Raw genomic sequence first — 26,977 nt, forward strand, 5'->3', positions numbered from 1 at the left:
ACCCTTCGAGACACGAAAAAGACCTCCTGCTCAGTGTCTCCACTGATCAGAAGGTCTCTTCTGGCGCTTCTTCCGAAGTGCCCTCGGCAGGATTCGAACCTGCGCACACGGCTCCGGAGGCCGATGCTCTATCCCCTGAGCTACGAGGGCGTATCGCTGTGTTGCTCGGCGACGGGTGAAACACTACCAGCTTCCGCAGGGTGTCCGTGAACAGGTATTTCCCGGCTCGCCGGAGCGGCGGCGGGGGGCCGGACGGAGGGGGTGTGCGGTGTGCTGCGGACGCATCCGGCCACCTCTCGCGCCACCCGTCCGGGGTCGGAAATGGGCAAAACCCGGACGCAGCCCCTACGCCCCACCTACTCTCGAAGTGTGTCAGGGGCGTGTGGCCGCGTGCTTGTTGTCGACGACAACAAGGTCATCCGGCATTTGATCAGGGTCAACCTGGAGCTTGAGGGCTTCGAGGTCGTGACCGCGGCCGATGGTGTCGAGTGTCTTGATCTGGTGCATCGGGTCCGTCCCGATGTGATCACGCTCGATGTCGTCATGCCCAGGCTGGACGGTCTGCAGACCGCCACCAGACTGCGCTCCGATCCCCGGACCAGACATCTGCCCGTGGCGATCATCAGCGCCTGCACGCCGTACGAGGTGGACAGCGGGGTCGCCGCGGGGGTCGACGCGTTTCTCGCGAAGCCCTTCGAGCCGACCGAGCTGGTGCGGCTGGTGCGGGAGTTGATGGAGCGGAAGGAACGGCCGTCGCTCGACGGCAGGCGGAACGCCGGGACCGCGGAGCGCGCCGCGGGGTGACCGCATGGCGAAACGGGGTCGCGAGGTGCCCCCCTTCCTCCCATACGCTTGTCCTGTGACCCCCGCCGATCTCTCCAGGACCGTGCTGCACGCCGTGCGCCGCGCGGTCGACGAGAACGTCCTGCGCGCTCCCGTGCCCGCGCGCGTGCGGGTGGAGCGGACCAGGCCCGGCGGGCGCGGGGAGTACGCCTGTGCCGTCGCCCTCCAGCTGGCCGGACCCGCCGGGCTGCCGGCCAGGGACGTGGCCGAGATCCTCCGGGCGCGCGTGCTGGAGGCACCGGGGATCGGGGACGTGGAGGTCACCGGACCCGGATTTCTGAACTTCACGCTGCAGGCCGGCGCGCGCGGCCTCGGCACCCTGGTGCGCGACATCGCCGAGCACGGCACGGCGTACGGACACGGGGACGCCCTCGCCGGTACGGCGGTCTCCTTCGCACCCGTCGAGGAGCTCCGCGCCCGGATCGTCACCGAGGCCGCCGAACGGCTGCTCCGGGCCCAGGGCGCCCGGGTCGGGGAGCGGACGGCGGGCGGGGAGGCGCTGCACGTGCTGCCGGTGCCGGCCGCCGACCGGGATCTCTTCGAGCGGCTCGGGAGCGACGCCGCGCGCTGGGCGCTGCTGCGGGCCGCCCCGCACGACCGGCCCCGGGGCACCGGGAGCGACGAACTGCTCGTACAGCAGGAGAGTAATCCGCTGTTCCGGGTGCGGTACGCGCACGCCCGGATCCGCGCACTGGGCCACAACGCCCGGCAGCTCGGCTTCGGCGCGGCCTACGAGGAGAGCGTGGCCGCGCCCGCGCTCGGCGCGCTGCTCGCCGACCACCCCGGGGTGCTCACCGCCGCCGCCCGGCACCGGGAGCCCGACCGGGTCGCCCGGCAGCTGGAAGCTCTCGCGCAGGCCTTCTTCGACTTCCACGACAGTGCTTCGCCGCTGCCCGTCGGTGACGAGAAACCCTCGGCCGCCCACCGTTCCCGGCTCGCTCTTGCCGAAGCCGCCGGGACGGTGCTGGCAGGCGGCCTGTCCCTGCTCGGCATCAGCGCACCCGAAGTCCTCTGAGACCCGAGAGAACAGAGCAACACGATGAGCCGATCCGCACACCCCGCCGGGCCCCGTCACGCCGACGTCATGACGGAGGGGCACTACACCGCCCCGCCCGCCGATCTCAACGCCCTGGACGCGAAGGTCTGGGCCCGTACCGTCACCCGCGCCGAGGACGGCACGGTCACCGTCGGCGGGATCGAAGTGACGCGGCTGGCCGAGGAGTTCGGCACACCCGCCTACTTCCTCGACGAGAGCGACTTCCGGGCCCGCTGCCGCGCCTGGGCGGACGCCTTCGGACCCGGCGCCGACGTGTTCTACGCCGGAAAGGCCTTCCTGTCGCGCGCCGTCGTGCGCTGGCTCCAGGAGGAGGGGCTCAACCTCGACGTCTGCTCCGGCGGCGAGCTGACCACCGCGCTGGACGCCGGGATGCCTGCCGAGCGCATCGCCTTCCACGGCAACAACAAGACCGTCGCGGAGATCGAGCGGGCCGTCGAGGCCGGCGTGGGCCGGATCGTGCTCGACTCCTTCCAGGAGATCGCCCGCGTCGCGCACGTCGCGCAGCGGCTCGGCAAGCGGCAGCGGGTGCAGATCCGGGTGACCGTCGGCGTCGAGGCGCACACCCACGAGTTCATCGCCACCGCGCACGAGGACCAGAAGTTCGGGATCGCGCTGGCCGGAGGACAGGCCGCCGAGGCGGTGCGCCGGGCGCTCACCCTCGACGGCCTGGAGCTCATCGGAATCCACTCGCACATCGGCTCGCAGATCTTCGACATGGCTGGCTTCGAGGTCTCGGCCCGCCGCGTGGTCCAGCTGCTCGCCGAGGTGCGCGACGAGCACGGGGTGGAGCTGCCCGAGATCGACCTCGGCGGCGGGCTCGGCATCGCGTACACCTCCGAGGACGACCCCCGCGAGCCGCACGAGATCGCCAAGGCGCTCGGCGACATCGTGACCCGCGAGTGCGAGGCCGCCGGGCTCGCCACCCCGCGGATCTCCGTCGAGCCGGGGCGCGCCATCGTCGGACCGACCGCCTTCACGCTGTACGAGGTCGGCACCATCAAGCCCCTGGAGGGGCTGCGTACGTACGTCAGCGTCGACGGCGGCATGTCGGACAACATCCGCACCGCGCTGTACGACGCCGAGTACACCGTCGCGCTCGTCTCGCGCACCTCCGACGCCGAGCCGATGCTCGTCCGGGTCGTCGGCAAGCACTGCGAGAGCGGCGACATCGTGGTCAAGGACGCGTTCCTGCCGTCCGACCTCGCCCCCGGCGACCTGATCGCCGTGCCCGCCACCGGCGCGTACTGCCGCTCCATGGCGAGCAACTACAACCACGCCCTGCGTCCGCCGGTCGTCGCCGTGCGCGACGGGCGGGCGCGTGTCATCGTCAGGCGCGAGACGGAGGAAGATCTCCTGCGTCTCGATGTCGGCTGATGAAATACATATCTCAGGATCCGGACGAGTGGCAGAATCCCCCGTCCGGTGAGTGAGACTGGTCCACACATCAGATGTAAAGGAAACGAGGTCGGATGATGCGTACGCGTCCGCTGAAGGTGGCGCTGCTGGGCTGTGGAGTGGTCGGCTCAGAGGTGGCGCGCATCATGACGACGCACGCCGACGACCTCGCCGCGCGCATCGGCGCGCCGGTCGAGCTCGCCGGTGTCGCCGTGCGCCGGCCCTCCAAGGTGCGCGAGGGCATCGACCCCGCACTGATCACCACCGATGCGACGGCCCTGGTCAAACGGGGCGACATCGACGTCGTCATCGAGGTCATCGGGGGCATCGAGCCCGCCCGCACCCTCATCACCACCGCCTTCGAGCACGGCGCGAGCGTCGTTTCCGCGAACAAGGCACTGCTGGCCGAGGACGGCGCCGCGCTGCACGCCGCCGCCGAGCAGCACGGCCGGGACCTCTACTACGAGGCCGCCGTGGCCGGTGCCATCCCGCTCGTCCGGCCGCTGCGCGAATCGCTCGCCGGTGACAAGGTCAACCGGGTCCTCGGCATCGTGAACGGCACCACCAATTTCATCCTCGACAAGATGGACACCAGTGGCGCCGGGTACTCCGAGGCGCTCGACGAGGCCACCGCCCTCGGATACGCCGAGGCCGACCCGACCGCCGACGTGGAGGGCTTCGACGCCGCCGCCAAGGCCGCCATCCTGGCCGGAATCGCCTTCCACACCCGGGTGAGGATCGGCGATGTGCACCGCGAGGGCATCACCGAGGTCACCGCCGCCGACATCGCGTCCGCCCGCCGCATGGGCTGCACCGTCAAGCTCCTCGCCATCTGCGAGCGCGCCGCCGACGGACAGTCGGTCACCGCCCGGGTCCACCCCGCGATGATCCCGCTGAGCCACCCGCTGGCCTCCGTCCGCGAGGCGTACAACGCGGTGTTCGTCGAGGCCGAGGCGGCCGGCCAGCTCATGTTCTACGGCCCCGGCGCCGGTGGCTCGCCGACCGCTTCGGCGGTCCTCGGCGACCTGGTCGCGGTCTGCCGCAACAAGCTCAACGAGGCCACCGGCCCCGGTGAGTCCGCGTACACGCGTCTGCCGGTCAGCCCCATGGGCGACGTGGTCACGCGGTACCACATCAGTCTCGACGTGGCCGACAAGCCTGGCGTGCTCGCCCAGGTCGCGACGGTCTTCGCCGAAAAGGGCGTATCGATCGACACGGTGCGCCAGCAAGGCCGACATTCAGGCAGCGGCGACGAAGTCGCCATCGAGCAGGGTGGCGGCGGGCGACGGGCGGGCGGAGGCGGCGAGGCTTCTCTCGTCGTCGTCACCCACCGCGCGTCCGACGCCGCCCTCTCGGCGACCGTCGAGGCGCTGCGCAAGCTCGACACCGTGCGCGGTGTCGCCAGCATCATGCGTGTTGAAGGGGAGTAAGGACCCATGACCAGCAAGGGCACCCACCAGTGGCGCGGCATCATCGAGGAGTACCGGGACCGCCTTCCGGTCACGAGCGCGACGCCTGTCGTCACGCTCCGTGAGGGCGGTACGCCGCTCGTCCCCGCTCAGGTCCTCTCCGAGCGCACGGGCTGCGAGGTGCACCTCAAGGTCGAGGGCGCCAACCCCACCGGGTCGTTCAAGGACCGCGGCATGACGATGGCCATCACCCGGGCCAAGGAGGAGGGTGCGAAGGCGGTCATCTGCGCCTCCACCGGCAACACCTCCGCCTCCGCCGCCGCGTACGCGGTGCGGGCCGGCATGGTCTGCGCCGTCCTCGTGCCGCAGGGCAAGATCGCGCTCGGCAAGATGGGCCAGGCGCTGGTGCACGGCGCCAAGATCCTCCAGGTCGACGGCAACTTCGACGACTGTCTGACGCTGGCCCGCTCGCTCTCGGACAACTACCCGGTGGCGCTGGTCAATTCGGTCAACCCGGCCCGTATCGAGGGCCAGAAGACCGCCGCGTTCGAGATCGTCGACGCGCTCGGCGACGCCCCGGACATCCATGTCCTCCCGGTCGGCAACGCGGGCAACATCACCGCGTACTGGAAGGGGTACAAGGAGTACGCGGGCGACAGCATGTCCACGCACACCCCGCGGATGTGGGGCTTCCAGGCCTCCGGCTCCGCGCCCATCGTCCGCGGCGAGATCGTCAAGGACCCGTCGACCGTCGCCACCGCGATCCGGATCGGCAACCCGGCCTCCTGGCAGTACGCGCTGGACGCCCGGGACGAATCGGGCGGTTTCATCGATGAGGTGACGGACCGACAGATTCTGTCCGCCTACCGGCTGTTGGCCTCCCAGGAGGGCGTCTTCGTCGAGCCCGCCTCGGCCGCCTCCGTCGCCGGCCTGCTGAAGGCCGCCGAGGAGGGCAAGGTCGACCGCGGCCAGAAGATCGTCTGCACGGTCACCGGCAACGGCCTCAAGGACCCCGACTGGGCCGTCGCGGGCGCACCGCAGCCGGTCACGGTGCCGGTCGACGCGGCCACCGCCGCCGAGAAGCTCGGCCTGGTCTAGGGTCTGCCCCGGTCCGCCGGCCAGGCCCGGCGGACCGGGCAAGAACCCAGCTCAACCGCCCCTTTTCGGGGCGGAGAGCGCATAGGTGGCGTGCGACACGCATCGTGCGCCTCCTGTGCGCCCTATGTCGCCACAGAACCTTCCTTCGATAAGCTGTACCCAACCCGCCCCGCCGCATCTGCCGCGGTGCATGGGCCGTTGTGGCCATCGGGTTCCCCGGAACACCACTCCCCGCCGCCACGACCTCCTGCCGCCAGGAAAACGCTTCACCACCCCCGCCGCCTCACAAGGAGAGTCGTCCAACCGATGGCCGGTCCTGCTTTCCGAGCCGCCGCCGTCCGGGTGCGCGTCCCCGCGACCAGCGCCAACCTGGGCCCGGGTTACGACGCCTTCGGCCTGTCGCTGGGGCTGTACGACGACGTCGTCGTCCGCGTCGCCGACTCCGGACTGCACATCGACATCGCGGGTGAGGGCGCCGAGACGCTGCCCCGCGACGAACGCCACCTCCTCGTACGCTCCCTGCGCACGGCCTTCGACCTGCTCGGCGGACAGCCCCGGGGTCTGGAGATCGTCTGCGCCAACCGCATCCCGCACGGACGCGGCCTCGGCTCCTCGTCCGCCGCCATCTGCGCCGGAATCGTCGCCGCCCGTGCCGTGACGACCGGCGGCGACGCCCGGCTCGACGAGGCGGCACTGCTGGAACTGGCCACCGAGATCGAGGGCCATCCCGACAACGTCGCGGCCTGTCTGCTCGGCGGATTCACCCTCGCGTGGATGGACGGCGGATCGGCGCGCGCGATCAGGATGGATCCCGCAGAATCCATCGTTCCGGTGGTTTTCGTACCCGGCAAGCCGGTCCTCACCGAGACCGCCCGCGGACTGCTCCCACGCGCCGTCCCGCACGTCGACGCCGCCTTCAACACCGGCCGTGCCGCACTCCTCGTCGAGGCCCTGACCAGGCGCCCCGAGCTGCTGCTCACCGCCACCGAGGACCGGCTGCACCAGGAGTACCGCGGACCGGCGATGCCCGAGAGCGTGGAACTCGTCAACCGACTGCGCGCGGACGGCGTCCCCGCGGTCATCTCCGGTGCCGGGCCCACCGTGCTCGCACTGGTCGAGGTCGGTGCGGCCGACAAGGTCGCACAGCTGGCGGGCGAGGGATGGGCGGCCAACCGTCTCGCTCTCGACGCCCCGGGCGCGAGTGTGCTGCCGCTCGCCCCGTAGCCGAGAAGTGATTGCCGGTGAGTGAGAGGGGGAATGTTTGTTGGAGCCGGTAGTGTTAACCTCAAGTCTGCAACCGACGTCTATGTGGCGCGTTGCTTCGTGTCCCTTTCCGGGACCACCAATTCTTCCGGGAGCCTCCCCAACTGCCTGAGCAGCCTGCCTGAGCAGTTTCGTGCACGCTCCGGAACCGGCACGACACCCCTCGCTTGTCCAGGAGTGGGCCGAGCAGGGGGATGCTCGCGCCGGGCCCATGCACACCTTCATCTCTCCGCCGTACCCGGCGGACCACCGCCCCGGCACGGTCCGCAAGAAAAGACCGCAGTCGGACAGCACAACCGGTCGCCGAGCCAGAAGGCCGACGTCCGCTCCAGGGAAGGACCCTTCGTGAGCGACACCACCGATCTGATGGGCGTGACTGCCGACAAGAGCGTCGACAGCGCCGCGCCCGCCGAAGGTGCTGCCACTGGCACCACCGCACGGCGCCGCCGCTCCGGCACCGGCCTTGACGGCATGGTCCTGGCCGAGCTGCAGCAGGTCGCGTCCGGCCTCGGCATCAAGGGCACTGCGCGGATGCGCAAGGGCCAGCTGATCGAGGTCATCAAGGAGGCGCAGGCCGGTAGCTCCGCCGCGCCCAAGGCCGCCGCGCCCGCCGCGACGTCCGAGACCAAGCCGAAGCGCCGCGCCACCTCCAAGGCGCGCACCGGGGACCAGCCCGCCGCCGACGCTCCCGCCGACAAGGCCGCGGCCCAGCAGCAGATCGACATCCCCGGCCAGCCGGCCAGCGACGACCAGCCCGCGGGCGAGCGTCGCCGGCGCCGTGCGACCGCGCAGGCGGGCAGCCCGGAGACCAAGGCGGACAGCAAGCCCGCCGAGGCCAAGGCGGACACGCAGGCCGAGCCCAAGGGCGAAGACCGCGCCGACGCCAAGGCCGAAGCCGCCGCCGACACGGCCGAGGGCCGCCGGGGTGACCGCCAGGACCGCGGCCAGCGCGGCGACCGCGGCGACCGTCAGGAGCGTGGTGAGCGCGGGGAGCGCCGCGACCGTCAGCGCGACCGCCGGGGCAAGGGCGACGAGCAGGGCGGTGGCCAGGGCCAGCAGGGCGGCCAGCGTCAGCAGCGCCAGGGCCAGCCGCAGGGCGGCGGCCCGCAGGACGACGGGTACGACGACGAGGCGGGCGGCCGTCGTGGCCGTCGCGGCCGCTACCGCGACCGCCGTGGCCGCCGTGGCCGCGACGACTTCGCCAGCGACGCGCCGCCGGTCTCCGACGACGACGTCCTGATTCCCGTCGCGGGCATCCTGGACATCCTCGACAACTACGCGTTCATCCGGACCTCCGGCTACCTGCCGGGCCCGAACGACGTGTACGTGTCGCTCGCCCAGGTCCGCAAGAACGGCCTGCGCAAGGGTGACCACGTCACCGGTGCGGTGCGCCAGCCCAAGGACGGCGAGCGCCGCGAGAAGTTCAACGCGCTGGTCCGCCTGGACTCGGTCAACGCCGGGGCGCCCGAATCCGGCCGCGGCCGCCCGGAGTTCCAGAAGCTGACCCCGCTCTACCCGCAGGACCGGCTCCGTCTGGAGACCGACTCCAACGTCCTGACGACGCGGATCATCGACCTGGTCGCCCCCATCGGCAAGGGCCAGCGAGGGCTGATCGTGGCCCCGCCGAAGACCGGCAAGACCATGATCCTGCAGGCGATTGCCAACGCGATCACCGTCAACAGCCCCGAGTGCCACCTGATGGTCGTCCTGGTCGACGAGCGTCCGGAAGAGGTCACCGACATGCAGCGGTCGGTGAAGGGCGAGGTCATCTCCTCGACCTTCGACCGCCCCGCCGAGGACCACACCACCGTCGCCGAGCTGGCCATCGAGCGCGCCAAGCGTCTCGTCGAGCTGGGTCACGACGTGGTCGTGCTGCTGGACTCCATCACCCGCCTCGGCCGCGCGTACAACCTCGCGGCCCCCGCCTCCGGCCGCATCCTGTCCGGTGGTGTCGACTCGACCGCGCTCTACCCGCCGAAGCGCTTCTTCGGTGCCGCGCGCAACATCGAGGACGGCGGTTCGCTGACCATCCTGGCCACCGCGCTCGTCGAGACCGGCTCGCGCATGGACGAGGTGATCTTCGAGGAGTTCAAGGGCACCGGCAACATGGAGCTCAAGCTCGACCGGAAGCTCTCGGACAAGCGCATCTTCCCGGCGGTGGACGTCGACGCGTCCAGCACCCGCAAGGAGGAAATCCTGCTCGGCAGCGACGAGTTGGCGATCGTCTGGAAGCTCCGCCGGGTGCTGCACGCGCTCGACCAGCAGCAGGCGATCGAGCTCCTCCTGGACCGGATGAAGAAGACCCAGTCCAACGCGGAGTTCCTGCTCCAGATCCAGAAGACGACGCCGGCTCCGGGCAACGGCAACGACTGACGTCGCCCCGGATCCGTCGCACCACAGGGCCGCCCCCGTCACTTCGGTGACGGGGGCGGCCCTGTGCCGTGGGCCGTGCGAATGTGACGCAGTCGACCCGGAGCCCGTGGCCGAACCGAGACCTTTGCCACATGCCGGACGGGCCGCCGGGGCCGCCGCGATGCCTGTAGCGGGCAAGAAACCGCAGGTGAGCGCGGGATCACCGGCTGTTGAACCGTGTCGGGTGCCCGTTTCGTCCTCACACGGAAACAACAGGTGGCTGTGCAACCCTTCTTCGTGCCACGACGTCGTACGCAGTACCGACATGTCGACGATCCCGTACCCGAACACCGCTGGGGGTAGCCGGGGAAGCTGACGACCGAAGGAGACCCATGACCGAGCAGAACGGGAGCGGCGGCCGAATACGCCCCACCGGCAAACGCCGGAAGAAGCCCTCCCGTCGTCGCAGGGCGACGGTGATCGCCGCCTGGACCCTGGCCGGTGCCGTGGTCGTCGGCGGAGCCGGACTGGGATACGCGTACGTCAAGCTCAACGGCAACCTCAAGGCCGTCGACATCAACGCGGCGCTGGGCAAGGACCGCCCCGACAACATCGACAACGGCTCCGAGGACATCCTCGTGCTCGGCTCGGACTCCCGGTCCGGCGCGAACTCCGCGTACGGCGCCGACGAGGGCACGGCCCGCTCGGACACCGCGATGGTGCTGCACATCAACAAGGGCCACAAGACCGCCTCCGTCGTCTCCATCCCGCGCGACACCCTCGTCACCCGCCCCGACTGCACCAGCGACACGAACGGGAAGCCCGTCGCGGGCGAGCAGCGCGCGATGTTCAACACGGCGTACGAGGTCGGCGGGCCGGCCTGCGCGGTCAAGACCGTCGAGGCCATGTCCGGCATCCGCATGGACCACTACCTCGAAGTCGACTTCACCGGCTTCAAGAAGCTCATCGACGAGCTGGGCGGCGTGGAGATCACCACCACCACGGCGATCGACGACCCCAAGAGCCATCTGAAGCTCGAACCCGGCACCCACACCCTGGACGGCGAGCAGTCGCTGGGCCTGGTCCGTACCCGCAAGAGCGTCGGCGACGGCAGCGACCTCGGCCGCATCCAGCTCCAGCAGGCGTTCATCAAGGCGCTGATGGAGCAGGTCAAGAGCGTCGGGGTGTTCACCAACCCGAAGACCCTGTTCGACCTCGCGGACACGGCCACCAAGACCATCACCACCGACTCCGACCTGGGCTCGGTCGAGAAGCTCACCGGCTTCGCGAACGGCCTCAAGGGGCTCGGCTCGAAGAACGTCCACATGGTCACCCTGCCCGTCGAGTACGACCCGGCCGACCCGAACCGCGTCGTACCGCTGGAGGAGTCCGCCCAGCAGGTCTGGTCCGCGCTCGCGCACGACAAGGCGATCCCCGCCTCCGCCACCGAGAAGTCGGCGGGCGACAAGGGCACCGCGGGCGACGTCGTACGGTGACCGGGCGGGCCGGGAATAGTTGCGGCCCGCCCCCGGTTTTGGGAGATACGGCCGGTCCTGGCAGACTGGTACGTCGGCCCCGGTTCACGGACGCGCAATCCGCGCGTACGACCCGGCGCCCTCCCGAACCTAGGAGAAACCCTTGAAGCGCGACATCCACCCCGAGTACGTCGAGACGCAGGTCAGCTGCACCTGTGGCGCGTCGTTCACCACCCGGAGCACCATCGACAACGGCACCATCCGTGCCGACGTCTGCTCCGAGTGCCACCCGTTCTACACGGGCAAGCAGAAGATCCTCGACACCGGTGGCCGTGTGGCCCGCTTCGAGGCCCGCTTCGGCAAGGCTGCCGGCTCCGCCAGCAAGTAGCGAGCCACTGCGCCGGTTCTCGGCGCCCCCAGGGCCTCTCGTTTGGATCATGCCGGGCTCGCGTGCCCCGGTGCCGCACCTCGCCGCGTTGTCGTCGGTCGCCATGGCTCCGCCATGGCTCCCTCCTCCGCCTTGCGATGCACGGCACCGGACCCCGCTCCCTGATCCGGCCTGATCCAAACGAAAGACCCTAGCGGGGGCGTCGGGACCGGCGTTTTTTCCGGCCCGGGGGTACGCGGCCCCGTCACGTACCCCCGCCCGGCCGGCATCACGCCGTCCAGCAGGCACGCACGAGTGAAGAAACCAGGAGCCCGAAGATGTTCGAGGCGGTCGAGGAACTGATCGGCGAACAGACCGATCTGGAGAAGAAGCTCGCGGACCCCGCGGTCCACGCCGACCAGGCGAACGCGCGCAAGCTCAACAAGCGCTACGCCGAGCTGTCCCCGATCGTCGCGACGTACCGCTCCTGGAAGCAGACCGGGGACGACATCGAGACGGCCCGCGAGTTCGCCGCCGACGACCCCGACTTCGCCGCCGAGGTCAAGGACCTGGAGAAGCAGCGCGAGGGGCTCACCGAGAAGCTCCGCCTCCTCCTGGTCCCGCGCGACCCCAGCGACGACAAGGACGTGCTCCTGGAGATCAAGGCCGGCGCGGGCGGCGACGAGTCCGCCCTGTTCGCCGGCGATCTGCTGCGCATGTACCTGCGCTACGCCGAGCGCGTCGGCTGGAAGACCGAGATCATCGACTCCACCGAGTCCGAGCTCGGCGGCTACAAGGACGTCCAGGTCGCCGTGAAGACCAAGGGCGGCAACGGCGCCACCGAGCCCGGCCAGGGCGTGTGGGCCCGGCTGAAGTACGAGGGCGGCGTGCACCGCGTGCAGCGCGTCCCGTCCACCGAGTCGCAGGGCCGCATCCACACCTCCGCCGCCGGCGTGCTCGTCACGCCCGAGGCCGAGGAGGTCGACGTGGAGATCCACGCCAACGACCTGCGCATCGACGTCTACCGCTCCTCGGGCCCCGGCGGCCAGTCCGTCAACACCACGGACTCGGCGGTCCGCATCACCCATCTGCCGACCGGCGTCGTCGCCTCCTGCCAGAACGAGAAGAGCCAGCTCCAGAACAAGGAGCAGGCCATGCGCATCCTGCGTTCGCGCCTGCTCGCGGCCGCCCAGGAGGCCGCCGAGCAGGAAGCCTCGGACGTACGGCGCAGCCAGGTGCGTACGGTCGACCGTTCCGAGAAGATCCGTACGTACAACTTCCCGGAAAACCGGATCTCGGACCACCGGGTCGGCTTCAAGGCGTACAACTTGGACCAGGTGCTCGACGGCGACCTGGATTCCGTGATCCAGGCGTGTGTCGACGCCGACTCCGCCGCCAAGCTCGCCGCCGCCTGAGCAAAACCCCGCCCCGCCCGTAAACCGTACGGAGAACCGCGATGAACCTGCTGCTCGCCGAGGTGGCCCAGGCCACCCAGCGGCTGGCCGACGCCGGTGTGCCCTCGCCGCGATTCGACGCGGAGGAACTCGCCGCGTTCGTCCACGGCGTCAAGCGGGGCGAGCTGCACCGGGTGCCGGACGCGGAGTTCGACGCCCGCTACTGGGAGGCCATCGCCCGCCGCGAGGCCCGCGAACCGCTCCAGCACATCACCGGCCGCGCCTTCTTCCGCTACCTGGAGCTCCAGGTCGGACCCGGGGTCTTCGTCCCCCGCCCGGAGACCGAATCGGTCGTCGGCTGGGCGATAGACGCCGTGCGCGCGATGGACGTCGTCGAGCCCACCGTCGTCGACCTGTGCAGCGGATCGGGCGCCATCGCCCTGGCCATGGCCCAGGAGGTGCCGCGCTCGCGCGTGCACGCCGTCGAGCTCTCCGACGACGCCATCGAGTGGACCCGGAAGAACGCCGACGGATCCCGGGTCACCGTCCACCAGGGAGACGCGCTGACCGCCCTCCCCGAGCTGGACGGCCAGGTCGACCTGGTCATCTCCAACCCGCCGTACATCCCGCTCACCGAATGGGAGTACGTGGCGCCCGAGGCCCGCGACCACGACCCGGAGATGGCCCTCTTCTCCGGCGAGGACGGCCTCGACACCATCCGCGGCATCGAACGCACCGCACACCGCCTGCTGCGCCCCGGCGGCCTCGTCGTCATCGAGCACGCCGACACCCAGGGCGGCCAGGTGCCGTGGATCTTCACCGAGGAGCGCGGCTGGGCGGACGCGGCCGACCACCCCGACCTGAACAACCGGCCGCGGTTCGCCACGGCCCGCAAGGCCATGCCGTGACCGGCGGCCACCACCCGCACGACCCGTACCCGCGACACCCGTACACGCTTGAGGAGGCCGGCTGATGGCACGGCGATACGACTGCAACGACGCGACCGACCGTACGACGGGTCTGCGTGAGGCCGCGTCTGCCGTCCGCCGCGGCGAACTGGTCGTGCTGCCCACCGACACCGTGTACGGCATCGGTGCCGACGCCTTCAGCGCCGAGGGCGTCGGCGACCTGCTGGAGGCCAAGGGCCGCGGCCGCAACATGCCGAGCCCTGTCCTGATCGGCTCCCCGAACACCCTGCACGGCCTGGTCACCGACTTCTCCGAGCAGGCCTGGGAGCTCGTCGACGCCTTCTGGCCCGGCGCCCTCACGCTCGTCGCCAAGCACCAGCCGTCGCTCCAGTGGGACCTCGGGGACACCCGCGGCACCGTCGCCATCCGTATGCCGCTGCACCCGGTCGCCATCGAACTGCTCACGGAGGTCGGCCCGATGGCCGTCTCCAGCGCCAACCTCACCGGCCACCCGGCTCCCGAGGACTGCGACGCCGCCCAGGAGATGCTCGGCGACTCCATCTCCGTGTACCTGGACGGCGGCCCGACGCCCGGCATCGTGCCCTCGTCGATCGTCGACGTGACCGGCAAGGTCCCGGTGCTGCTGCGGGCCGGCGCGCTCTCCGCCGAGGAGCTCCGCAAGGTGGTACCCGACCTCGAGGTGGCCAATTGACCGCCCCTGAGGGGCGTGGCATAGCGGGGCGGGCCGACACTTTCCGCATCCTCCACGTCAGCACCGGCAACGTCTGCCGCTCGCCCATCACCGAGCGGCTGACCCGCCATGCCCTGGTGGACCGCCTCGGCGATCCGCTCAGCGGCGGACTGATCGTGGAGAGCGCGGGCACCTGGGGCCACGAGGGCGCCCCCATGGAGGCCAACGCCGAGACCGTCCTCGCCGACTTCGGCGCCGACACCACCGGCTTCGTCGGCCGGGAACTGCTCGACGAGCACGTGATCCGCGCCGACCTGGTGCTCACCGCCACCCGCGACCACCGCGCGCAGGTGATCTCGATGGGTCACTCGGCCGGCCTGCGCACGTTCACCCTCAAGGAATTCACCCGGCTGGTCCGGGCGATAGACCCCGCCACGCTGCCCGACGCGCGGGACGAGGGCGTCGTCGAGCGCGCCCGCGCACTGGTCCGCGCCGCGGCCGCGCTGCGCGGCTGGCTGCTGGCCCCCACCGCCGAGGCGGACGAGGTGTACGACCCGTACGGCGCCCCGATCACGTTCTTCCGCTCCATCGGCGACGAGATCAACCAGGCCCTCGACCCGGTCGTCACCGCGCTCACGGGCATCACCACCCACCACTGAGGGCGCGGCCCCGACGGCCGGAGGCCGGCGCAGCGCGCCGAAGCCCGGGAGGCCCCCCGGGGCCGAGCGGTGCGAGGGACGCGTCGGGAACGGGGCTCAACCAGGCCCTCGACCCGGTCGTCACCGCGCGGGCGTACCCGTGGAGCACTGGCGGGCGCACCGTCCGCGCCACTCTGACGGGCGTACGCACCGCCCGGGCAGGGGAGGGCCCAATGGGTGCACGACGGCGCCGTACAGCGGGCAGGAGGCCCGTCGCGGGCCTACATTGGATCCGACGCCAGCGCACCCCTCCCCAGGTCCGGAGCCCATCGATGCCGGTCACCACTCCAGCCGCACCGCCCTCCGCCCCCGGGGCCGCCCTGCCGCAGGACTTCGAGGCCCTGCGCCGGGAGGACCCGGAGATCGCCGCCGTGCTGCTGGGGGAGCTGCACCGCCAGTCCAGCACCCTGCAGCTGACCGCCGCCGAGAACTTCACCTCGCCCGCGGTGCTCGCCGCCCTCGGCTCACCGCTCGCCAACAAGTACGCCGAGGGCTATCCCGGCGCCCGCCACCACGGCGGCTGCGAGCAGGCCGACGCCGCCGAACGCATCGCCTGCCGCCGCGCCACCTCGCTCTTCGGCGCCGAGCACGCCAACGTCCAGGCGCACTCCGGCTCCTCCGCGGTCCTCGCCACCTACGCAGCGCTGCTGCGCCCCGGCGACACGGTGCTGGCGATGGGTCTCCCGTACGGGGGACACCTCACCCATGGTTCGCCCGCCAACTTCTCCGGCCGCTGGTTCGAGTTCGTCGGGTACGGGGTGGACCCGGAGAGCGGTCTGATCGACTACGAGCAGGTGCGTGCCCTGGCCCGCGCCCACCGCCCGAAGGCGATCGTGAGCGGCTCGATCTCGTACCCCCGCCATCCCGACCACGAGCTGTTCCGGGAGATCGCCGACGAGGTGGGCGCGTATCTCATCGCCGACTCCGCGCACCCGATGGGGCTGATCGCCGGGGAAGCGGCGCCGAGCCCGGTGCCGTACGCCGATGTGGTCTGCGCGACCACCCACAAGGTGCTGCGCGGGCCGCGCGGCGGGATGATCCTGTGCGGCGCGGAGCTGGCGGAGCGGATCGACCGGGCGGTCTTCCCCTTCACCCAGGGCGGTGCGCAGATGCACACGGTCGCCGCGAAGGCCGTCGCGTTCGGCGAGGCGTCCACCCCGGCGTTCACCACGTACGCACATCGGGTGGTGGCCCATGCCCGGGTGCTGGCGGCCGGTCTGGAGGCGGAGGGCTTCGAGGTCACCACGGGCGGCACGGACACCCACCTGATCGTCGCGGACCCGGCCCCGCTGGGCGTCGACGGGCCGGCCGCCCGCGCCCGGCTGGCGGCGGCGGGCGTGGTGCTCGACACCTGCGCGCTGCCGTACGGGGACGCCCGGGGCATCCGGCTCGGCACCGCGGCCGTCACCACCCAGGGCATGGATGACGCGGACATGGCCAGGCTGGCGGTGCTCTTCGGGACGGCGGTGCGCGCGGGGGGCGACGTCCGGGCCGAGGTCCGGGAGCTGGCGGAGCGGTATCCGCCCTATCCGGGGTAGACGACCGTGTGGAACCGATCGGCCCGCTCGCTGTGTCCTCGGTCATGAGGCCCGTGCAGCGCGACCGTCAGTGATTGCCGGACGGTTTAAGGTGTGGGCTGAGATGGCCGGCGAAATCTATGGGGCAGCCCGTGCGTGATTACCTGCTGACGCTCTGTGTCACGGCCGCGGTGACCTATCTGCTGACCGGTCCGGTGCGTAAGTTCGCCATCGCGATCGGGGCGATGCCCGCGATCCGTGCGCGTGACGTCCACCGAGAACCGACACCGAGGCTCGGTGGCATCGCCATGTTCGGCGGGCTGTGCGCCGGACTGATCGTCGCGGCCCATCTCCACAACCTCGACTGGGTCTTCCAACTCTCCACCGAGCCGCGGGCGCTGCTCTCCGGCGCGGCGCTGATCTGGCTGATCGGCGTGCTGGACGACAAGTTCGAGATCGACGCCCTGATCAAGCTCGGCGGGCAGATGATCGCCGCCGCGGTCATGGTCATCCAGGGTCTGACGATCCTGTGGCTGCCGATCCCCGGCGTCGGCACCGTCGCGCTCACCCAGTGGCAGGGCACGCTGCTCACGGTCGCCCTGGTCGTCATCACCATCAACGCGGTCAACTTCGTCGACGGTCTGGACGGCCTCGCGGCGGGCATGGTGTGCATCGCCGCCGCCGCGTTCTTCCTGTACACGTACCGGCTCTGGTACGGGCACATGATCGAGGCGGCGGCCCCGGCGACGCTCTTCGCGGTGATCCTGATGGGGATGTGCCTGGGCTTCCTGCCGCACAACATGCATCCCGCGCGGATCTTCATGGGCGACTCGGGTTCGATGCTGATCGGGCTGGTCCTCGCGGCCGGCGCGATCTCCGTGACGGGCCGGGTCGACCCGGACACGATGAAGCTCTTCGCGGGCAGCGAACGCGAGGTCACCCACGCGATGCTGCCCGTCTTCATCCCGCTGCTGCTGCCGCTGACGATCATCGCGATCCCGGCCGCCGACCTGGTGCTGGCGATCGTGCGGCGGACCTGGAACGGCCAGTCGCCGTTCGCCGCGGACCGCGGCCATCTGCACCACCGGCTGCTGGAGATCGGCCACTCGCACAGCAGGTCCGTGCTGATCATGTATTTCTGGTCGGCTCTGATCGCCTTCGGCGCGGTGGGCTACTCGGTGCACTCGACGTCCCTGTGGATCGTGCTGGTGATCATGGGGATGAGCACGATCGGCCTCGTACTGCTGCTGATGCCCCGCTTCACCCCGCGGGCCCCTTACTGGGCGGAACGCTTCGTACCGCCCCGCTACCGCCGGCACCGGGGCAAGGGCGGGACACCCGGGGCGGAGTCCTCGGCGGAGGCCGGGGCCCAACAGGGGCCCCTGGAAGCCCCGATGGGACGGAAGGGGCCCGAGTCGCAGGAGCGCACTCCGGTGGTCGTGGGAGTCTCCGGCGTCAACGGGGCGACTGCGATCGGCCCTCGTTCGCGTTTTTCGGACAGAGACAGGGCCGAATCCGCACGTTGAGAATTCGGGCACCAAGGGGCAATACCAGACAAGCAATTGAGTTGTCTTGCTCACATGCGCGAATTCACTCTCACGTGTGACTGTAAGCACACTTTCTTGGTAAAGACCTCATCAAATAGTTTGTGATACCGTTCACGAAGCCCGGTGACAGAGCCGAAGGACCTGAGTAGCACGGTCCATTGGCCCGAGGCATCGACTCGGACCGGGCACCTACGCTCGTCCATGACGACACACTGCCCACCCCCTGCAAGCGGAGCTGCCGCCATGCCGTCCAACGACGTCCGGACTCTCCTTCAAGCCGCCGTACCCACCGCTGCCGCCGGCGCTGTCGCCGTTGCCGTCAGCGCTGGTGTCGCGGGCGGCAAGGGAGCCCTCGGCGCGGGTGTTGCGACGATCGTGGTGATCCTCTTCATGGGAATCGGCCTGCTGGTCCTGCAGCGGACCGCGCGGTCCTTGCCCCACCTGTTCCAGGCGATGGGGCTGATGCTGTATACGGCTCAGCTTCTTCTGTTGTTCATCTTTGTTGCCGCCTTCAAGAACACGACGATGTTCAACCCGAAGGCGTTCGCGATCACCCTGGTCGCGATGACCCTCGTGTGGATCGGCGCACAGACCCGTGCACACATGAAGGCCAAGATCCTTTACGTCGAACCCGAGTCCGACAAGGCGGAAAAGCCCAAGAACACGGGCTCGAAGTCGTGAAGGGTAGGGGCGGGATAAGTGCAGGTTCAAGACCCTGCTATCGTCCGGTTCCAACTGCGGCACTGCGGGCGCGGGCATGTGAGCTGACGCCTGCTCGATCGCGAGGCTCAATGCCTGACTGCCGCTCACACATCCGTAACACCAGTCCAGTGCCGAACCGCGGCTGCGCGCCGCGCCGACACAACGAGGTTGCCGTACCTATGCGCCACGCTGAAGGAGCCCGCGGTGAGTGCTGACCCGACACAGGTGCTCGCCTTCGAGACCGATTGCCACATCTTCTCCGGTTGTGGTTTCCCGGGTCCCGGCTTGCACTCTTTCCTGTTCGAGCCGATCTTCGGTGACGCGGACAGCAACGTCTACTTCAACAAGACGATGCTGCTGGCGCTCCTCGGTACGGTCATCATCGTTGGCTTCTTCTGGGCCGCCTTCCGTAAGCCGAAGGTCGTTCCGGGCAAGCTGCAGATGGTCGCCGAGGCCGGCTACGACTTCGTCCGCCGGGGAATCGTCTACGAGACGCTCGGCAAGCGCGAGGGCGAGAAGTACGTCCCGCTGATGGTCTCCATCTTCTTCTTCGTGTGGATGATGAACCTCTGGTCGATCATCCCGCTCGCCCAGTTCCCGGTGACGTCGGTCATTGCCTACCCGGCCGGGCTGGCCCTGATCGTCTACGTCCTCTGGATGAGCATCACCTTCAAGCGCCACGGCTTCGTCGGCGGCTTCAAGAACCTGACGGGCTACGACAAGTCGCTCGGCCCGGTGCTCCCGATGGTCATGGTCATCGAGTTCTTCTCGAACGTCGTGGTCCGGCCCTTCACGCACGCGGTCCGACTCTTCGCGAACATGTTCGCCGGTCACACGCTGCTGCTGCTCTTCACCATCGCCAGCTGGTACCTGCTCAACGGCATCGGTATCGCCTACGCGGGCGTCTCGTTCGTGATGGTCATCGTGATGACGGCCTTCGAGCTCTTCATCCAGGCTGTTCAGGCGTACGTCTTCGTGCTCCTGGCGTGCAGCTTCATCCAGGGCGCTGTCGCCGAACACCACTGATCGCGCCTCCCCACCCCCCAGTCGTCCGGTGGCCAACCCCCACCGGTCCGTGAAAGAGAAGGAAGAACTGGCATGTCCCAGACCCTTGCCGCCGTCACCGGTTCCCTCAGCTCTGTCGGTTACGGCCTGGCCGCCATCGGCCCCGGCGTCGGCGTCGGCATCATCTTCGGTAACGGCACCCAGGCTCTCGCCCGTCAGCCCGAGGCTGCCGGCCTGATCCGCGCCAACCAGATTCTCGGCTTCGCCTTCTGTGAGGCGCTCGCCCTCATCGGTCTGGTCATGCCGTTCGTCTACAGCTGACGAACCGCGACTAGTCCGTTCCGACGAAAGGCACTGATGTGAACCCCCTGGTTCAGCTCGCGGCCGAAGCCGAGGTGGAGAACCCCCTCATTCCGCCGATCCCTGAGCTCGTCATCGGTCTGATCGCCTTCGTCATCGTCTTCGGCTTCCTCGCCAAGAAGCTCCTCCCGAACATCAACAAGGTTCTGGAAGAGCGCCGCGAGGCCATCGAAGGCGGTATCGAAAAGGCCGATGCGGCCCAGACCGAGGCCCAGAGCGTTCTTGAGCAGTACAAGGCTCAGCTCGCCGAGGCCCGTCACGAGGCCGCGCGCCTGCGCCAGGAGGCGCAGGAGCAGGGCGCTGTGATCCTGCAGGAGATGCGGGCGGAAGGCCAGCGGCAGCGCGAAGAGATCATCGCTGCCGGCCACGCCCAGATCGAGGCCGACCGCAAGGCCGCGGCCTCTGCGCTGCGTCAGGACGTGGGCAAGCTCGCCACCGACCTGGCCGGCAAGCTCGTCGGCGAGTCCCTTGAGGACCACGCCCGGCAGAGCGGCACCGTCGACCGTTTCCTCGACGAGCTCGAGGCGAAGGCCGAGGCTGTCCGATGAACGGCGCGAGCCGCGAGGCACTGGCCGCCGCACGTGAGTCGCTCGACGCGCTGACCGACAACACGTCGGTCGACGCGGCGAAGCTCGCCGAGGAGCTGGCCGCCGTGACGGCGCTGCTCCAGCGCGAGGTCTCACTGCGGCGGGTCCTGACCGACCCGTCGCAGGCCGGCGAGGCCCGGGCGGAGCTGGCCGGACGGCTGCTGCGTGGCCAGGTGGGCGGCGAGACCGTCGACCTGATCTCCGGCATGGTCCGCTCCCGCTGGTCGCAGTCGCGCGACCTGGTCGACTCGACCGAGGAACTGGCGAACATCGCAGACCTCACCGCCGCCCAGCGCAGCGGAGACCTCGACGACGTCGAGGACGAGCTGTTCCGGTTCGGCCGGATCGTCGCCTCCGACAAGGCGCTGCGCGCCGCGCTCACCAACCGGTCCGCGTCCGCGGCCGCCAAGGGGCAGCTGCTGCGCAGCCTGCTCGGCGGCAAGGCGCGGCCCGCCACCGAGCGCCTCGTCACGCGGCTTGTCACCCAGCCGCGTGGACGTAGCCTGGAAGAGGGACTGGAGTCCCTCTCCAAGCTGGCCGCGGAACGCCGGGAGCGCATGGTCGCCGTGGTCATCTCGGCGGTGCCGCTCAGCGATCGGCAGAAGCAGCGCCTCGGCGCCGCGCTGGCGAAGATCTACGGCCGTCCGATGCACCTGAACCTCGATGTGGACCCCACGGTCCTCGGCGGGATCGCGGTGCGGGTCGGTGACGAGGTCATCAACGGCACCATCTCGGAGCGCCTCGAAGAGGCGACCCGACGCATGGCCGGCTGACCGGCGCAGCGCAGCAACAGAACAGAGCAAGACCAGCGGCCCGGTTGGGCCGTGCAGAAATTGCAGAAGATTCCTGGGGGTCGGCCCCCAGACCCCCTTAAGAAACTTCGGGCCCAACAAGGAGAGCAGGGAACCCAGATGGCGGAGCTCACGATCCGGCCGGAGGAGATCCGGGACGCGCTGGAGAACTTTGTCCAGTCGTACAAGCCGGACGCGGCCTCGCGCGAGGAGGTCGGTACGGTCAGCGTTGCCGGCGACGGCATCGCGAAGGTCGAGGGTCTTCCCTCGGCCATGGCGAACGAGCTGCTGAAGTTCGAGGACGGCACCCTCGGTCTCGCCCTCAACCTTGAGGAGCGCGAGATCGGTGCGATCGTCCTCGGCGAGTTCAGCGGCATCGAAGAGGGCCAGCCGGTGCAGCGCACCGGTGAGGTGCTCTCCGTCGGCGTCGGCGAGGGTTACCTCGGCCGCGTCGTCGACCCGCTCGGCAACCCGATCGACGGTCTCGGCGAGATCGCGACCGACAGCCGCCGCGCCCTCGAGCTGCAGGCCCCTGGCGTCATGGTCCGTAAGTCGGTGCACGAGCCGATGCAGACCGGCTACAAGGCCGTCGACGCCATGGTGCCGATCGGCCGCGGCCAGCGTCAGCTGATCATTGGTGACCGTCAGACGGGTAAGACCGCTCTGGCCGTCGACACGATCATCAACCAGCGCGACAACTGGCGCACGGGCGACGTGAACAAGCAGGTGCGCTGCATCTACGTCGCCATCGGTCAGAAGGGCTCCACCATCGCCTCCGTGCGCGGTGCCCTCGAAGAGGCCGGCGCGCTCGAGTACACGACCATCGTCGCCGCCCCGGCGTCCGACCCGGCCGGCTTCAAGTACCTGGCGCCGTACACCGGTTCGGCCATCGGCCAGCACTGGATGTACCAGGGCAAGCACGTCCTGATCATCTTCGACGACCTCTCGAAGCAGGCCGACGCCTACCGCGCCGTGTCGCTTCTGCTGCGCCGTCCGCCGGGCCGTGAGGCCTACCCGGGCGACGTCTTCTACCTCCACTCGCGTCTGCTGGAGCGCTGCGCGAAGCTCTCCGACGACATGGGTGCCGGTTCGATGACGGGCCTCCCGATCGTCGAGACCAAGGCGAACGACGTGTCGGCGTTCATCCCGACCAACGTCATCTCCATCACCGACGGCCAGTGCTTCCTGGAGTCCGACCTGTTCAACGCCGGCCAGCGTCCGGCCCTGAACGTCGGTATCTCGGTCTCGCGTGTCGGTGGTTCCGCCCAGCACAAGGCGATGCGCCAGGTCTCCGGCCGTCTCCGTGTCGACCTCGCCCAGTACCGCGAGCTGGAGGCGTTCGCCGCCTTCGGTTCCGACCTGGACGCGGCCTCGAAGGCGTCGCTGGAGCGCGGTAAGCGCATGGTCGAGCTGCTGAAGCAGCCGCAGTACTCCCCGCTTCCGGTCGAGGAGCAGGTCGTCTCGGTCTGGGCCGGCACCACCGGCAAGATGGACGACGTCCCGGTCGAGGACATCCGTCGCTTCGAGAGCGAGCTGCTGGAGTACCTGCGCCGTGAGCGCAAGGACCTCCTGACCAGCATCGCCGAGGGCGCCAAGATGTCCGACGACACGCTGCAGTCGGTCGCCGACGCGGTCGCCGCCTTCAAGCAGCAGTTCGAGACCTCGGACGGCAAGCTCCTGGGCGAGGGCTGATCGATGGGCGCTCAGCTTCGCGTTTACAAGCGCCGCATTCGCTCCGTCACCGCCACGAAGAAGATCACCAAGGCGATGGAGATGATCGCCGCCTCGCGCATCGTCAAGGCGCAGCGCCAGGTGGCGGCGTCGACGCCGTACGCGACCGAGCTCACCCGTGCGGTGACCGCGGTGGCGGGCGGCTCCACCACCAAGCACCCGCTGACCACCGAGGCCGAGACCCCGGCACGGGCCGCGATCCTGCTCATCACGAGCGACCGCGGTCTGGCCGGCGGTTACTCCTCCAACGCCATCAAGGCCGCGGAGAAGCTGACCGAGCGGCTCCGGGGCGAGGGCAAGGAGGTCGTCACCTATGTGATCGGCCGCAAGGGTGTCGCCTACTACGGCTTCCGTGAGCGCAAGCTCGCGGACTCGTGGACCGGCTTCACCGACAGCCCGACGTACGCGGATGCGAAGCGGGCCGCGGCCCCGCTGATCGAGGCGGTCACCCAGGAGACCGCCGAGGGCGGCGTGGACGAGCTGCACATCGTCTTCACGGAGTTCGTGTCGATGATGACGCAGAACCCGGTCGACGACCGGATGCTGCCGCTCAGTCTCGATGCCACGAAGGACGAGGACGGCAAGGGCGAGATCCTGCCGCTGTTCGACTTCGAGCCGTCGGCGGAGGACGTCCTCGACGCCCTGCTTCCGCGGTACGTCGAGAGCCGGATCTACAACGCGCTGCTGCAGGCCGCTGCTTCCGAGCACGCTGCCCGCCGCCGCGCGATGAAGTCGGCCACCGACAACGCCGGTGAGCTCATCAAGACGCTCTCCCGGCTTGCCAACGCGGCCCGCCAGGCCGAAATCACCCAGGAAATCAGCGAGATCGTCGGTGGTGCCAGTGCGCTGGCCGACGCGACCGCGGGGAGTGACAAGTAATGACGACCACAGTTGAGACGGCCGTTGCCACGGGCCGCGTCGCCCGGGTCATCGGCCCGGTCGTCGACGTGGAGTTCCCCGTCGACGCGATGCCGGAGATCTACAACGCGCTGACCGTCGAGGTGGCCGACCCGGCCGAGGACGGCAAGCTCAAGACGCTGACCCTCGAAGTCGCCCAGCACCTTGGCGACGGCGTGGTCCGCGCGATCTCGATGCAGCCCACCGACGGTCTGGTCCGCCAGGCCGCGGTGACCGACACGGGCACCGGCATCACGGTCCCCGTCGGTGACATCACCAAGGGCAAGGTGTTCAACACCCTCGGCGAGATCCTGAACAAGCCCGAGGCGAACGCCGAGGTCACCGAGCGCTGGCCGATCCACCGCAAGGCGCCCAACTTCGACCAGCTCGAGTCCAAGACCGAGATGTTCGAGACCGGCGTCAAGGTCATCGACCTGCTCACCCCGTACGTCAAGGGTGGAAAGATCGGTCTGTTCGGTGGTGCCGGTGTCGGCAAGACCGTTCTGATCCAGGAAATGATCTACCGCGTGGCCAACAACCACGACGGTGTGTCGGTGTTCGCCGGTGTCGGTGAGCGCACCCGTGAGGGCAACGACCTCATCGAGGAAATGGCCGACTCGGGCGTCATCGACAAGACGGCGCTCGTCTTCGGTCAGATGGACGAGCCGCCGGGCACGCGTCTGCGCGTCGCGCTGGCCGGTCTGACCATGGCGGAGTACTTCCGCGATGTGCAGAAGCAGGACGTGCTCTTCTTCATCGACAACATCTTCCGGTACACCCAGGCCGGCTCCGAGGTGTCCACCCTGCTCGGCCGTATGCCGTCCGCGGTGGGTTACCAGCCGAACCTGGCCGACGAGATGGGTCTGCTGCAGGAGCGCATCACGTCGACCCGTGGACACTCGATCACCTCGATGCAGGCGATCTACGTCCCCGCGGACGACCTGACCGACCCGGCCCCGGCCACCACGTTCGCCCACCTCGACGCGACGACGGTTCTCTCCCGTCCGATCTCCGAGAAGGGCATCTACCCGGCCGTGGACCCGCTGGACTCCACGTCCCGCATCCTGGACCCCCGCTACATCGCGGCGGACCACTACTCGGCCGCCATGCGTGTCAAGGGGATCCTCCAGAAGTACAAGGACCTCCAGGACATCATCGCGATCCTCGGTATCGACGAGCTGGGCGAGGAGGACAAGCTCGTTGTCCACCGTGCCCGTCGTGTCGAGCGCTTCCTGTCGCAGAACACCCACGTCGCCAAGCAGTTCACCGGCGTGGACGGTTCGGACGTGCCGCTCGACGAGTCGATCGCCGCGTTCAACGCGATCTGCGACGGCGAGTACGACCACTTCCCCGAGCAGGCGTTCTTCATGTGCGGTGGCATCGAGGACCTGAAGGCCAACGCCAAGGAGCTCGGCGTCTCCTGAGCCCCTGGCTCACCGAGGGGGGTGGGTGTGTCCCGCCCCCCTCACCACGCCCCGTAGAATTGACCCAACACCCGGCTCGAACGGCCGGGTGGTGACCCGAGGAGCCACCCTTGGCTGCTGAGCTGCACGTCGAGCTGGTCGCCGCGGACCGCAGTGTCTGGTCCGGCGAGGCCACCCTGGTCGTCGCGCGCACCACGTCCGGCGACATCGGCGTCATGCCCGGTCACCAGCCGCTTCTGGGTGTGCTGGAATCGGGCCCGGTGACGATCCGTACGAGCGACGGCCGGACCGTGGTCGCCGCTGTGCACGGCGGTTTCATCTCGTTCGCGGACGACAAGCTCTCGCTGCTCGCCGAGATCGCGGAGCTGGCGGACGAGATCGATGTCCAGCGCGCCGAGCGTGCGCTGGAGCGCGCGAAGTCGGACACGGACGCTGCCTCCGAGCGGCGCGCCGAAGTGCGACTGCGTGCGGTGGCGGTGCGCTAGCGCCCCGCGACCACGTAGCTTTACCCTCAGCCGCGGCCCGAGCTGGAGACCCCTCCAGACCGTGTCGCGGCTGAGGCGATGCAGGTGCGGTTGTAGTTCTGGCGGTATCCGTTACTCGACGACGCGAGGAGGTCGGTGGAGATGTTCCTCGCGCTGTGGGTGGGCGGGCTGGTCGTCGCACTGGTTTTGATTGGACTCTTCGTCTTCGGTCTGCGCCGGCGGCTGATTCAGCGCTCCGGCGGGACCTTCGACTGCAGCCTGCGCTGGAACGTGTCCGAGGAGCCCGATCTGTCGGGCAAGGGCTGGGTGTACGGAGTCGCCCGGTACAGCGGGGACCGGATCAACTGGTTCCGGGTCTTCTCCTACGCTCCTCGACCCCGCCGGGTCCTGGAGCGTTCCGCGATCGAGGTGGTCGCCCGGCGGCTCCCCGAGGGCGAGGAGGAGCTGGCGCTGCTCTCCGACGCCGTGGTGCTCGGCTGTCTCCACGGGGAGACCCGCCTGGAGCTGGCCATGAGCGACGACGCGCTGACCGGATTCCTCGCCTGGCTGGAGGCGGCGCCGCCCGGCCAGCGGGTCAACGTGGCTTAGACCGACCGGCAGTTGCCGGTCGGTCCTGGGCAAAGGGAAAACCGGGGAGACGGGGGGCGGACCCGTCTCCCCGGTTGCTTTCCGGGGTGCCGCACGGTGCTGGTGGGGGGCTCCGGACCGTGCGGCTCGGTCAGACCGTGGGGGTTACTTCAGACCGCTGTTGATGGCGCCGACGAGTTCACCGTTGGCGGTGTCACCGCTGAACTCCCAGAAGAACGCGCCTCCCAGGCCCTGGCCCTTGGCCCAGGTCATCTTGGTGGAGATGGTGGCGGGGGTGTCGTAGCTCCACCAGTTGGTGCCGCAGTGGGCGTACGCGGTGCCGGCGACGGTGCCGGTGGCGGGGCAGCTGGTCTTGAGGACCTTGTAGTCCTCGATGCCGGCCTCGTAGGTGCC

26 protein-coding genes and 1 tRNA gene are annotated in these 26,977 nt (G+C 69.6%); 25 read left to right on the plus strand and 2 right to left on the minus strand.

Features of this window, described 5'->3' with window-relative positions:
* Positions 1-78 precede the first annotated feature (78 nt).
* A tRNA-Arg gene (locus ABZ622_RS35825) sits at positions 79-150 on the minus strand.
* A 240-nt stretch (positions 151-390) separates the two neighbouring features.
* Between ABZ622_RS35825 and ABZ622_RS35830 the strand changes: the two genes are divergently transcribed.
* The 25 genes from ABZ622_RS35830 (at position 391) to ABZ622_RS35950 (ending at position 26,584) form a co-directional block, all read left to right on the plus strand.
* The gene (locus ABZ622_RS35830) at positions 391-804 is read left to right on the plus strand and encodes a response regulator (protein ID WP_360550571.1); all 414 of its coding nucleotides are present in this window, start codon (positions 391-393) and stop codon (positions 802-804) included.
* 55 nt (positions 805-859) lie between these two features.
* On the plus strand, positions 860-1,858 hold the full coding sequence (gene nrtL, locus ABZ622_RS35835; RefSeq protein ID WP_360550573.1) for an ArgS-related anticodon-binding protein NrtL: 999 nt from the start codon (positions 860-862) through the stop codon (positions 1,856-1,858).
* Between the two features lie 24 nt (positions 1,859-1,882).
* Complete coding sequence (gene lysA, locus ABZ622_RS35840; protein WP_360550575.1) at positions 1,883-3,274, plus strand: diaminopimelate decarboxylase; 1,392 nt, start codon at positions 1,883-1,885, stop codon at positions 3,272-3,274.
* Between the two features lie 95 nt (positions 3,275-3,369).
* The gene (locus ABZ622_RS35845; protein ID WP_360550577.1) at positions 3,370-4,725 is read left to right on the plus strand and encodes a homoserine dehydrogenase; all 1,356 of its coding nucleotides are present in this window, start codon (positions 3,370-3,372) and stop codon (positions 4,723-4,725) included.
* Positions 4,726-4,731: 6 nt separating this feature from the next.
* A complete protein-coding gene (gene thrC / locus ABZ622_RS35850) occupies positions 4,732-5,802 on the plus strand; it encodes a threonine synthase (protein WP_360550579.1) in 1,071 nt (356 codons plus the stop codon).
* A 306-nt stretch (positions 5,803-6,108) separates the two neighbouring features.
* Positions 6,109-7,026: a homoserine kinase gene (gene thrB, locus ABZ622_RS35855; RefSeq protein WP_360550581.1), complete on the plus strand. Its 918-nt coding sequence runs from the start codon at positions 6,109-6,111 to the stop codon at positions 7,024-7,026.
* 384 nt (positions 7,027-7,410) lie between these two features.
* Complete coding sequence (gene rho, locus ABZ622_RS35860) at positions 7,411-9,438, plus strand: transcription termination factor Rho (protein ID WP_360550583.1); 2,028 nt, start codon at positions 7,411-7,413, stop codon at positions 9,436-9,438.
* A gap of 371 nt (positions 9,439-9,809) precedes the next feature.
* A complete protein-coding gene (locus ABZ622_RS35865; protein ID WP_360550585.1) occupies positions 9,810-10,913 on the plus strand; it encodes an LCP family protein in 1,104 nt (367 codons plus the stop codon).
* Positions 10,914-11,055: 142 nt separating this feature from the next.
* Positions 11,056-11,280 (plus strand): 50S ribosomal protein L31, encoded by a 225-nt coding sequence (rpmE, locus tag ABZ622_RS35870; protein WP_003966263.1) that lies wholly within the window; start codon positions 11,056-11,058, stop codon positions 11,278-11,280.
* Positions 11,281-11,597: 317 nt separating this feature from the next.
* Positions 11,598-12,674 carry a peptide chain release factor 1 gene (prfA, locus tag ABZ622_RS35875; RefSeq protein WP_360550588.1) on the plus strand — a complete coding sequence of 359 codons (1,077 nt, stop codon included), beginning with the start codon at positions 11,598-11,600 and terminating at the stop codon, positions 12,672-12,674.
* Between the two features lie 41 nt (positions 12,675-12,715).
* Positions 12,716-13,561, plus strand: coding sequence for a peptide chain release factor N(5)-glutamine methyltransferase (prmC, locus tag ABZ622_RS35880; RefSeq protein ID WP_266912138.1), 846 nt, complete (start codon positions 12,716-12,718; stop codon positions 13,559-13,561).
* A 64-nt stretch (positions 13,562-13,625) separates the two neighbouring features.
* The gene (locus tag ABZ622_RS35885; RefSeq protein WP_360550590.1) at positions 13,626-14,273 is read left to right on the plus strand and encodes an L-threonylcarbamoyladenylate synthase; all 648 of its coding nucleotides are present in this window, start codon (positions 13,626-13,628) and stop codon (positions 14,271-14,273) included.
* The gene (locus ABZ622_RS35890) at positions 14,270-14,911 is read left to right on the plus strand and encodes a protein-tyrosine-phosphatase (protein WP_360550592.1); all 642 of its coding nucleotides are present in this window, start codon (positions 14,270-14,272) and stop codon (positions 14,909-14,911) included. The genes ABZ622_RS35885 and ABZ622_RS35890 overlap by 4 nt, the downstream gene beginning before the upstream one ends.
* 311 nt (positions 14,912-15,222) lie before the next feature.
* Positions 15,223-16,488, plus strand: coding sequence for a serine hydroxymethyltransferase (gene glyA / locus ABZ622_RS35895; protein ID WP_360550594.1), 1,266 nt, complete (start codon positions 15,223-15,225; stop codon positions 16,486-16,488).
* Positions 16,489-16,607: 119 nt separating this feature from the next.
* On the plus strand, positions 16,608-17,993 hold the full coding sequence (locus ABZ622_RS35900) for an MraY family glycosyltransferase (RefSeq protein WP_360550596.1): 1,386 nt from the start codon (positions 16,608-16,610) through the stop codon (positions 17,991-17,993).
* A gap of 264 nt (positions 17,994-18,257) precedes the next feature.
* Positions 18,258-18,695, plus strand: coding sequence for a hypothetical protein (locus ABZ622_RS35905; RefSeq protein ID WP_360550598.1), 438 nt, complete (start codon positions 18,258-18,260; stop codon positions 18,693-18,695).
* A gap of 210 nt (positions 18,696-18,905) precedes the next feature.
* Positions 18,906-19,742: a F0F1 ATP synthase subunit A gene (gene atpB / locus ABZ622_RS35910; protein WP_360550605.1), complete on the plus strand. Its 837-nt coding sequence runs from the start codon at positions 18,906-18,908 to the stop codon at positions 19,740-19,742.
* Positions 19,743-19,814: 72 nt separating this feature from the next.
* Positions 19,815-20,042: an ATP synthase F0 subunit C gene (atpE, locus tag ABZ622_RS35915; RefSeq protein ID WP_030386954.1), complete on the plus strand. Its 228-nt coding sequence runs from the start codon at positions 19,815-19,817 to the stop codon at positions 20,040-20,042.
* Positions 20,043-20,080: 38 nt separating this feature from the next.
* The gene (locus ABZ622_RS35920) at positions 20,081-20,629 is read left to right on the plus strand and encodes a F0F1 ATP synthase subunit B (protein ID WP_259931890.1); all 549 of its coding nucleotides are present in this window, start codon (positions 20,081-20,083) and stop codon (positions 20,627-20,629) included.
* On the plus strand, positions 20,626-21,441 hold the full coding sequence (locus ABZ622_RS35925; protein ID WP_360550600.1) for a F0F1 ATP synthase subunit delta: 816 nt from the start codon (positions 20,626-20,628) through the stop codon (positions 21,439-21,441). Before ABZ622_RS35920 ends, ABZ622_RS35925 begins: the two co-directional genes overlap by 4 nt.
* A gap of 138 nt (positions 21,442-21,579) precedes the next feature.
* Entirely contained in the window at positions 21,580-23,151 is a 1,572-nt protein-coding gene (gene atpA, locus ABZ622_RS35930) for a F0F1 ATP synthase subunit alpha (protein WP_360550601.1), read from the plus strand.
* Positions 23,152-23,154: 3 nt separating this feature from the next.
* A complete protein-coding gene (locus tag ABZ622_RS35935) occupies positions 23,155-24,069 on the plus strand; it encodes a F0F1 ATP synthase subunit gamma (RefSeq protein WP_360550602.1) in 915 nt (304 codons plus the stop codon).
* Positions 24,069-25,511 carry a F0F1 ATP synthase subunit beta gene (gene atpD, locus ABZ622_RS35940; protein WP_360550603.1) on the plus strand — a complete coding sequence of 481 codons (1,443 nt, stop codon included), beginning with the start codon at positions 24,069-24,071 and terminating at the stop codon, positions 25,509-25,511. The genes ABZ622_RS35935 and atpD overlap by 1 nt, the downstream gene beginning before the upstream one ends.
* A 110-nt stretch (positions 25,512-25,621) precedes the next feature.
* The gene (locus ABZ622_RS35945) at positions 25,622-25,996 is read left to right on the plus strand and encodes a F0F1 ATP synthase subunit epsilon (protein ID WP_148839239.1); all 375 of its coding nucleotides are present in this window, start codon (positions 25,622-25,624) and stop codon (positions 25,994-25,996) included.
* 141 nt (positions 25,997-26,137) lie between these two features.
* Positions 26,138-26,584, plus strand: a complete 447-nt coding sequence (locus ABZ622_RS35950; RefSeq protein ID WP_360550606.1) for a DUF2550 domain-containing protein — start codon at positions 26,138-26,140, stop codon at positions 26,582-26,584.
* Between the two features lie 144 nt (positions 26,585-26,728).
* Here ABZ622_RS35950 and ABZ622_RS35955 read toward each other — a convergent pair.
* On the minus strand, positions 26,729-26,977 hold a 249-nt coding region (locus ABZ622_RS35955), incomplete at its 5' end, for a glycosyl hydrolase family 18 protein (protein WP_360550604.1).

Origin of the sequence: Streptomyces sp. NPDC007164 (assembly GCF_040634135.1) — a bacterium.
Classification (GTDB): domain Bacteria; phylum Actinomycetota; class Actinomycetes; order Streptomycetales; family Streptomycetaceae; genus Streptomyces; species Streptomyces sanglieri.

Coding starts and splice junctions, on each gene's coding strand:
- lysA (WP_360550575.1), top strand. CDS start 1,883: ATGAGCCGATCCGCACACCCCGCCGGGCCCCGTCACGCCGACGTCATG.
- ABZ622_RS35845 (WP_360550577.1), top strand. CDS start 3,370: ATGATGCGTACGCGTCCGCTGAAGGTGGCGCTGCTGGGCTGTGGAGTG.
- thrC (WP_360550579.1), top strand. CDS start 4,732: ATGACCAGCAAGGGCACCCACCAGTGGCGCGGCATCATCGAGGAGTAC.
- thrB (WP_360550581.1), top strand. CDS start 6,109: ATGGCCGGTCCTGCTTTCCGAGCCGCCGCCGTCCGGGTGCGCGTCCCC.
- ABZ622_RS35865 (WP_360550585.1), top strand. CDS start 9,810: ATGACCGAGCAGAACGGGAGCGGCGGCCGAATACGCCCCACCGGCAAA.
- prfA (WP_360550588.1), top strand. CDS start 11,598: ATGTTCGAGGCGGTCGAGGAACTGATCGGCGAACAGACCGATCTGGAG.
- prmC (WP_266912138.1), top strand. CDS start 12,716: ATGAACCTGCTGCTCGCCGAGGTGGCCCAGGCCACCCAGCGGCTGGCC.
- ABZ622_RS35885 (WP_360550590.1), top strand. CDS start 13,626: ATGGCACGGCGATACGACTGCAACGACGCGACCGACCGTACGACGGGT.
- glyA (WP_360550594.1), top strand. CDS start 15,223: ATGCCGGTCACCACTCCAGCCGCACCGCCCTCCGCCCCCGGGGCCGCC.
- ABZ622_RS35900 (WP_360550596.1), top strand. CDS start 16,608: ATGGGGCAGCCCGTGCGTGATTACCTGCTGACGCTCTGTGTCACGGCC.
- ABZ622_RS35905 (WP_360550598.1), top strand. CDS start 18,258: ATGCCGTCCAACGACGTCCGGACTCTCCTTCAAGCCGCCGTACCCACC.
- atpE (WP_030386954.1), top strand. CDS start 19,815: ATGTCCCAGACCCTTGCCGCCGTCACCGGTTCCCTCAGCTCTGTCGGT.
- ABZ622_RS35925 (WP_360550600.1), top strand. CDS start 20,626: ATGAACGGCGCGAGCCGCGAGGCACTGGCCGCCGCACGTGAGTCGCTC.
- atpA (WP_360550601.1), top strand. CDS start 21,580: ATGGCGGAGCTCACGATCCGGCCGGAGGAGATCCGGGACGCGCTGGAG.
- ABZ622_RS35935 (WP_360550602.1), top strand. CDS start 23,155: ATGGGCGCTCAGCTTCGCGTTTACAAGCGCCGCATTCGCTCCGTCACC.
- atpD (WP_360550603.1), top strand. CDS start 24,069: ATGACGACCACAGTTGAGACGGCCGTTGCCACGGGCCGCGTCGCCCGG.
- ABZ622_RS35950 (WP_360550606.1), top strand. CDS start 26,138: ATGTTCCTCGCGCTGTGGGTGGGCGGGCTGGTCGTCGCACTGGTTTTG.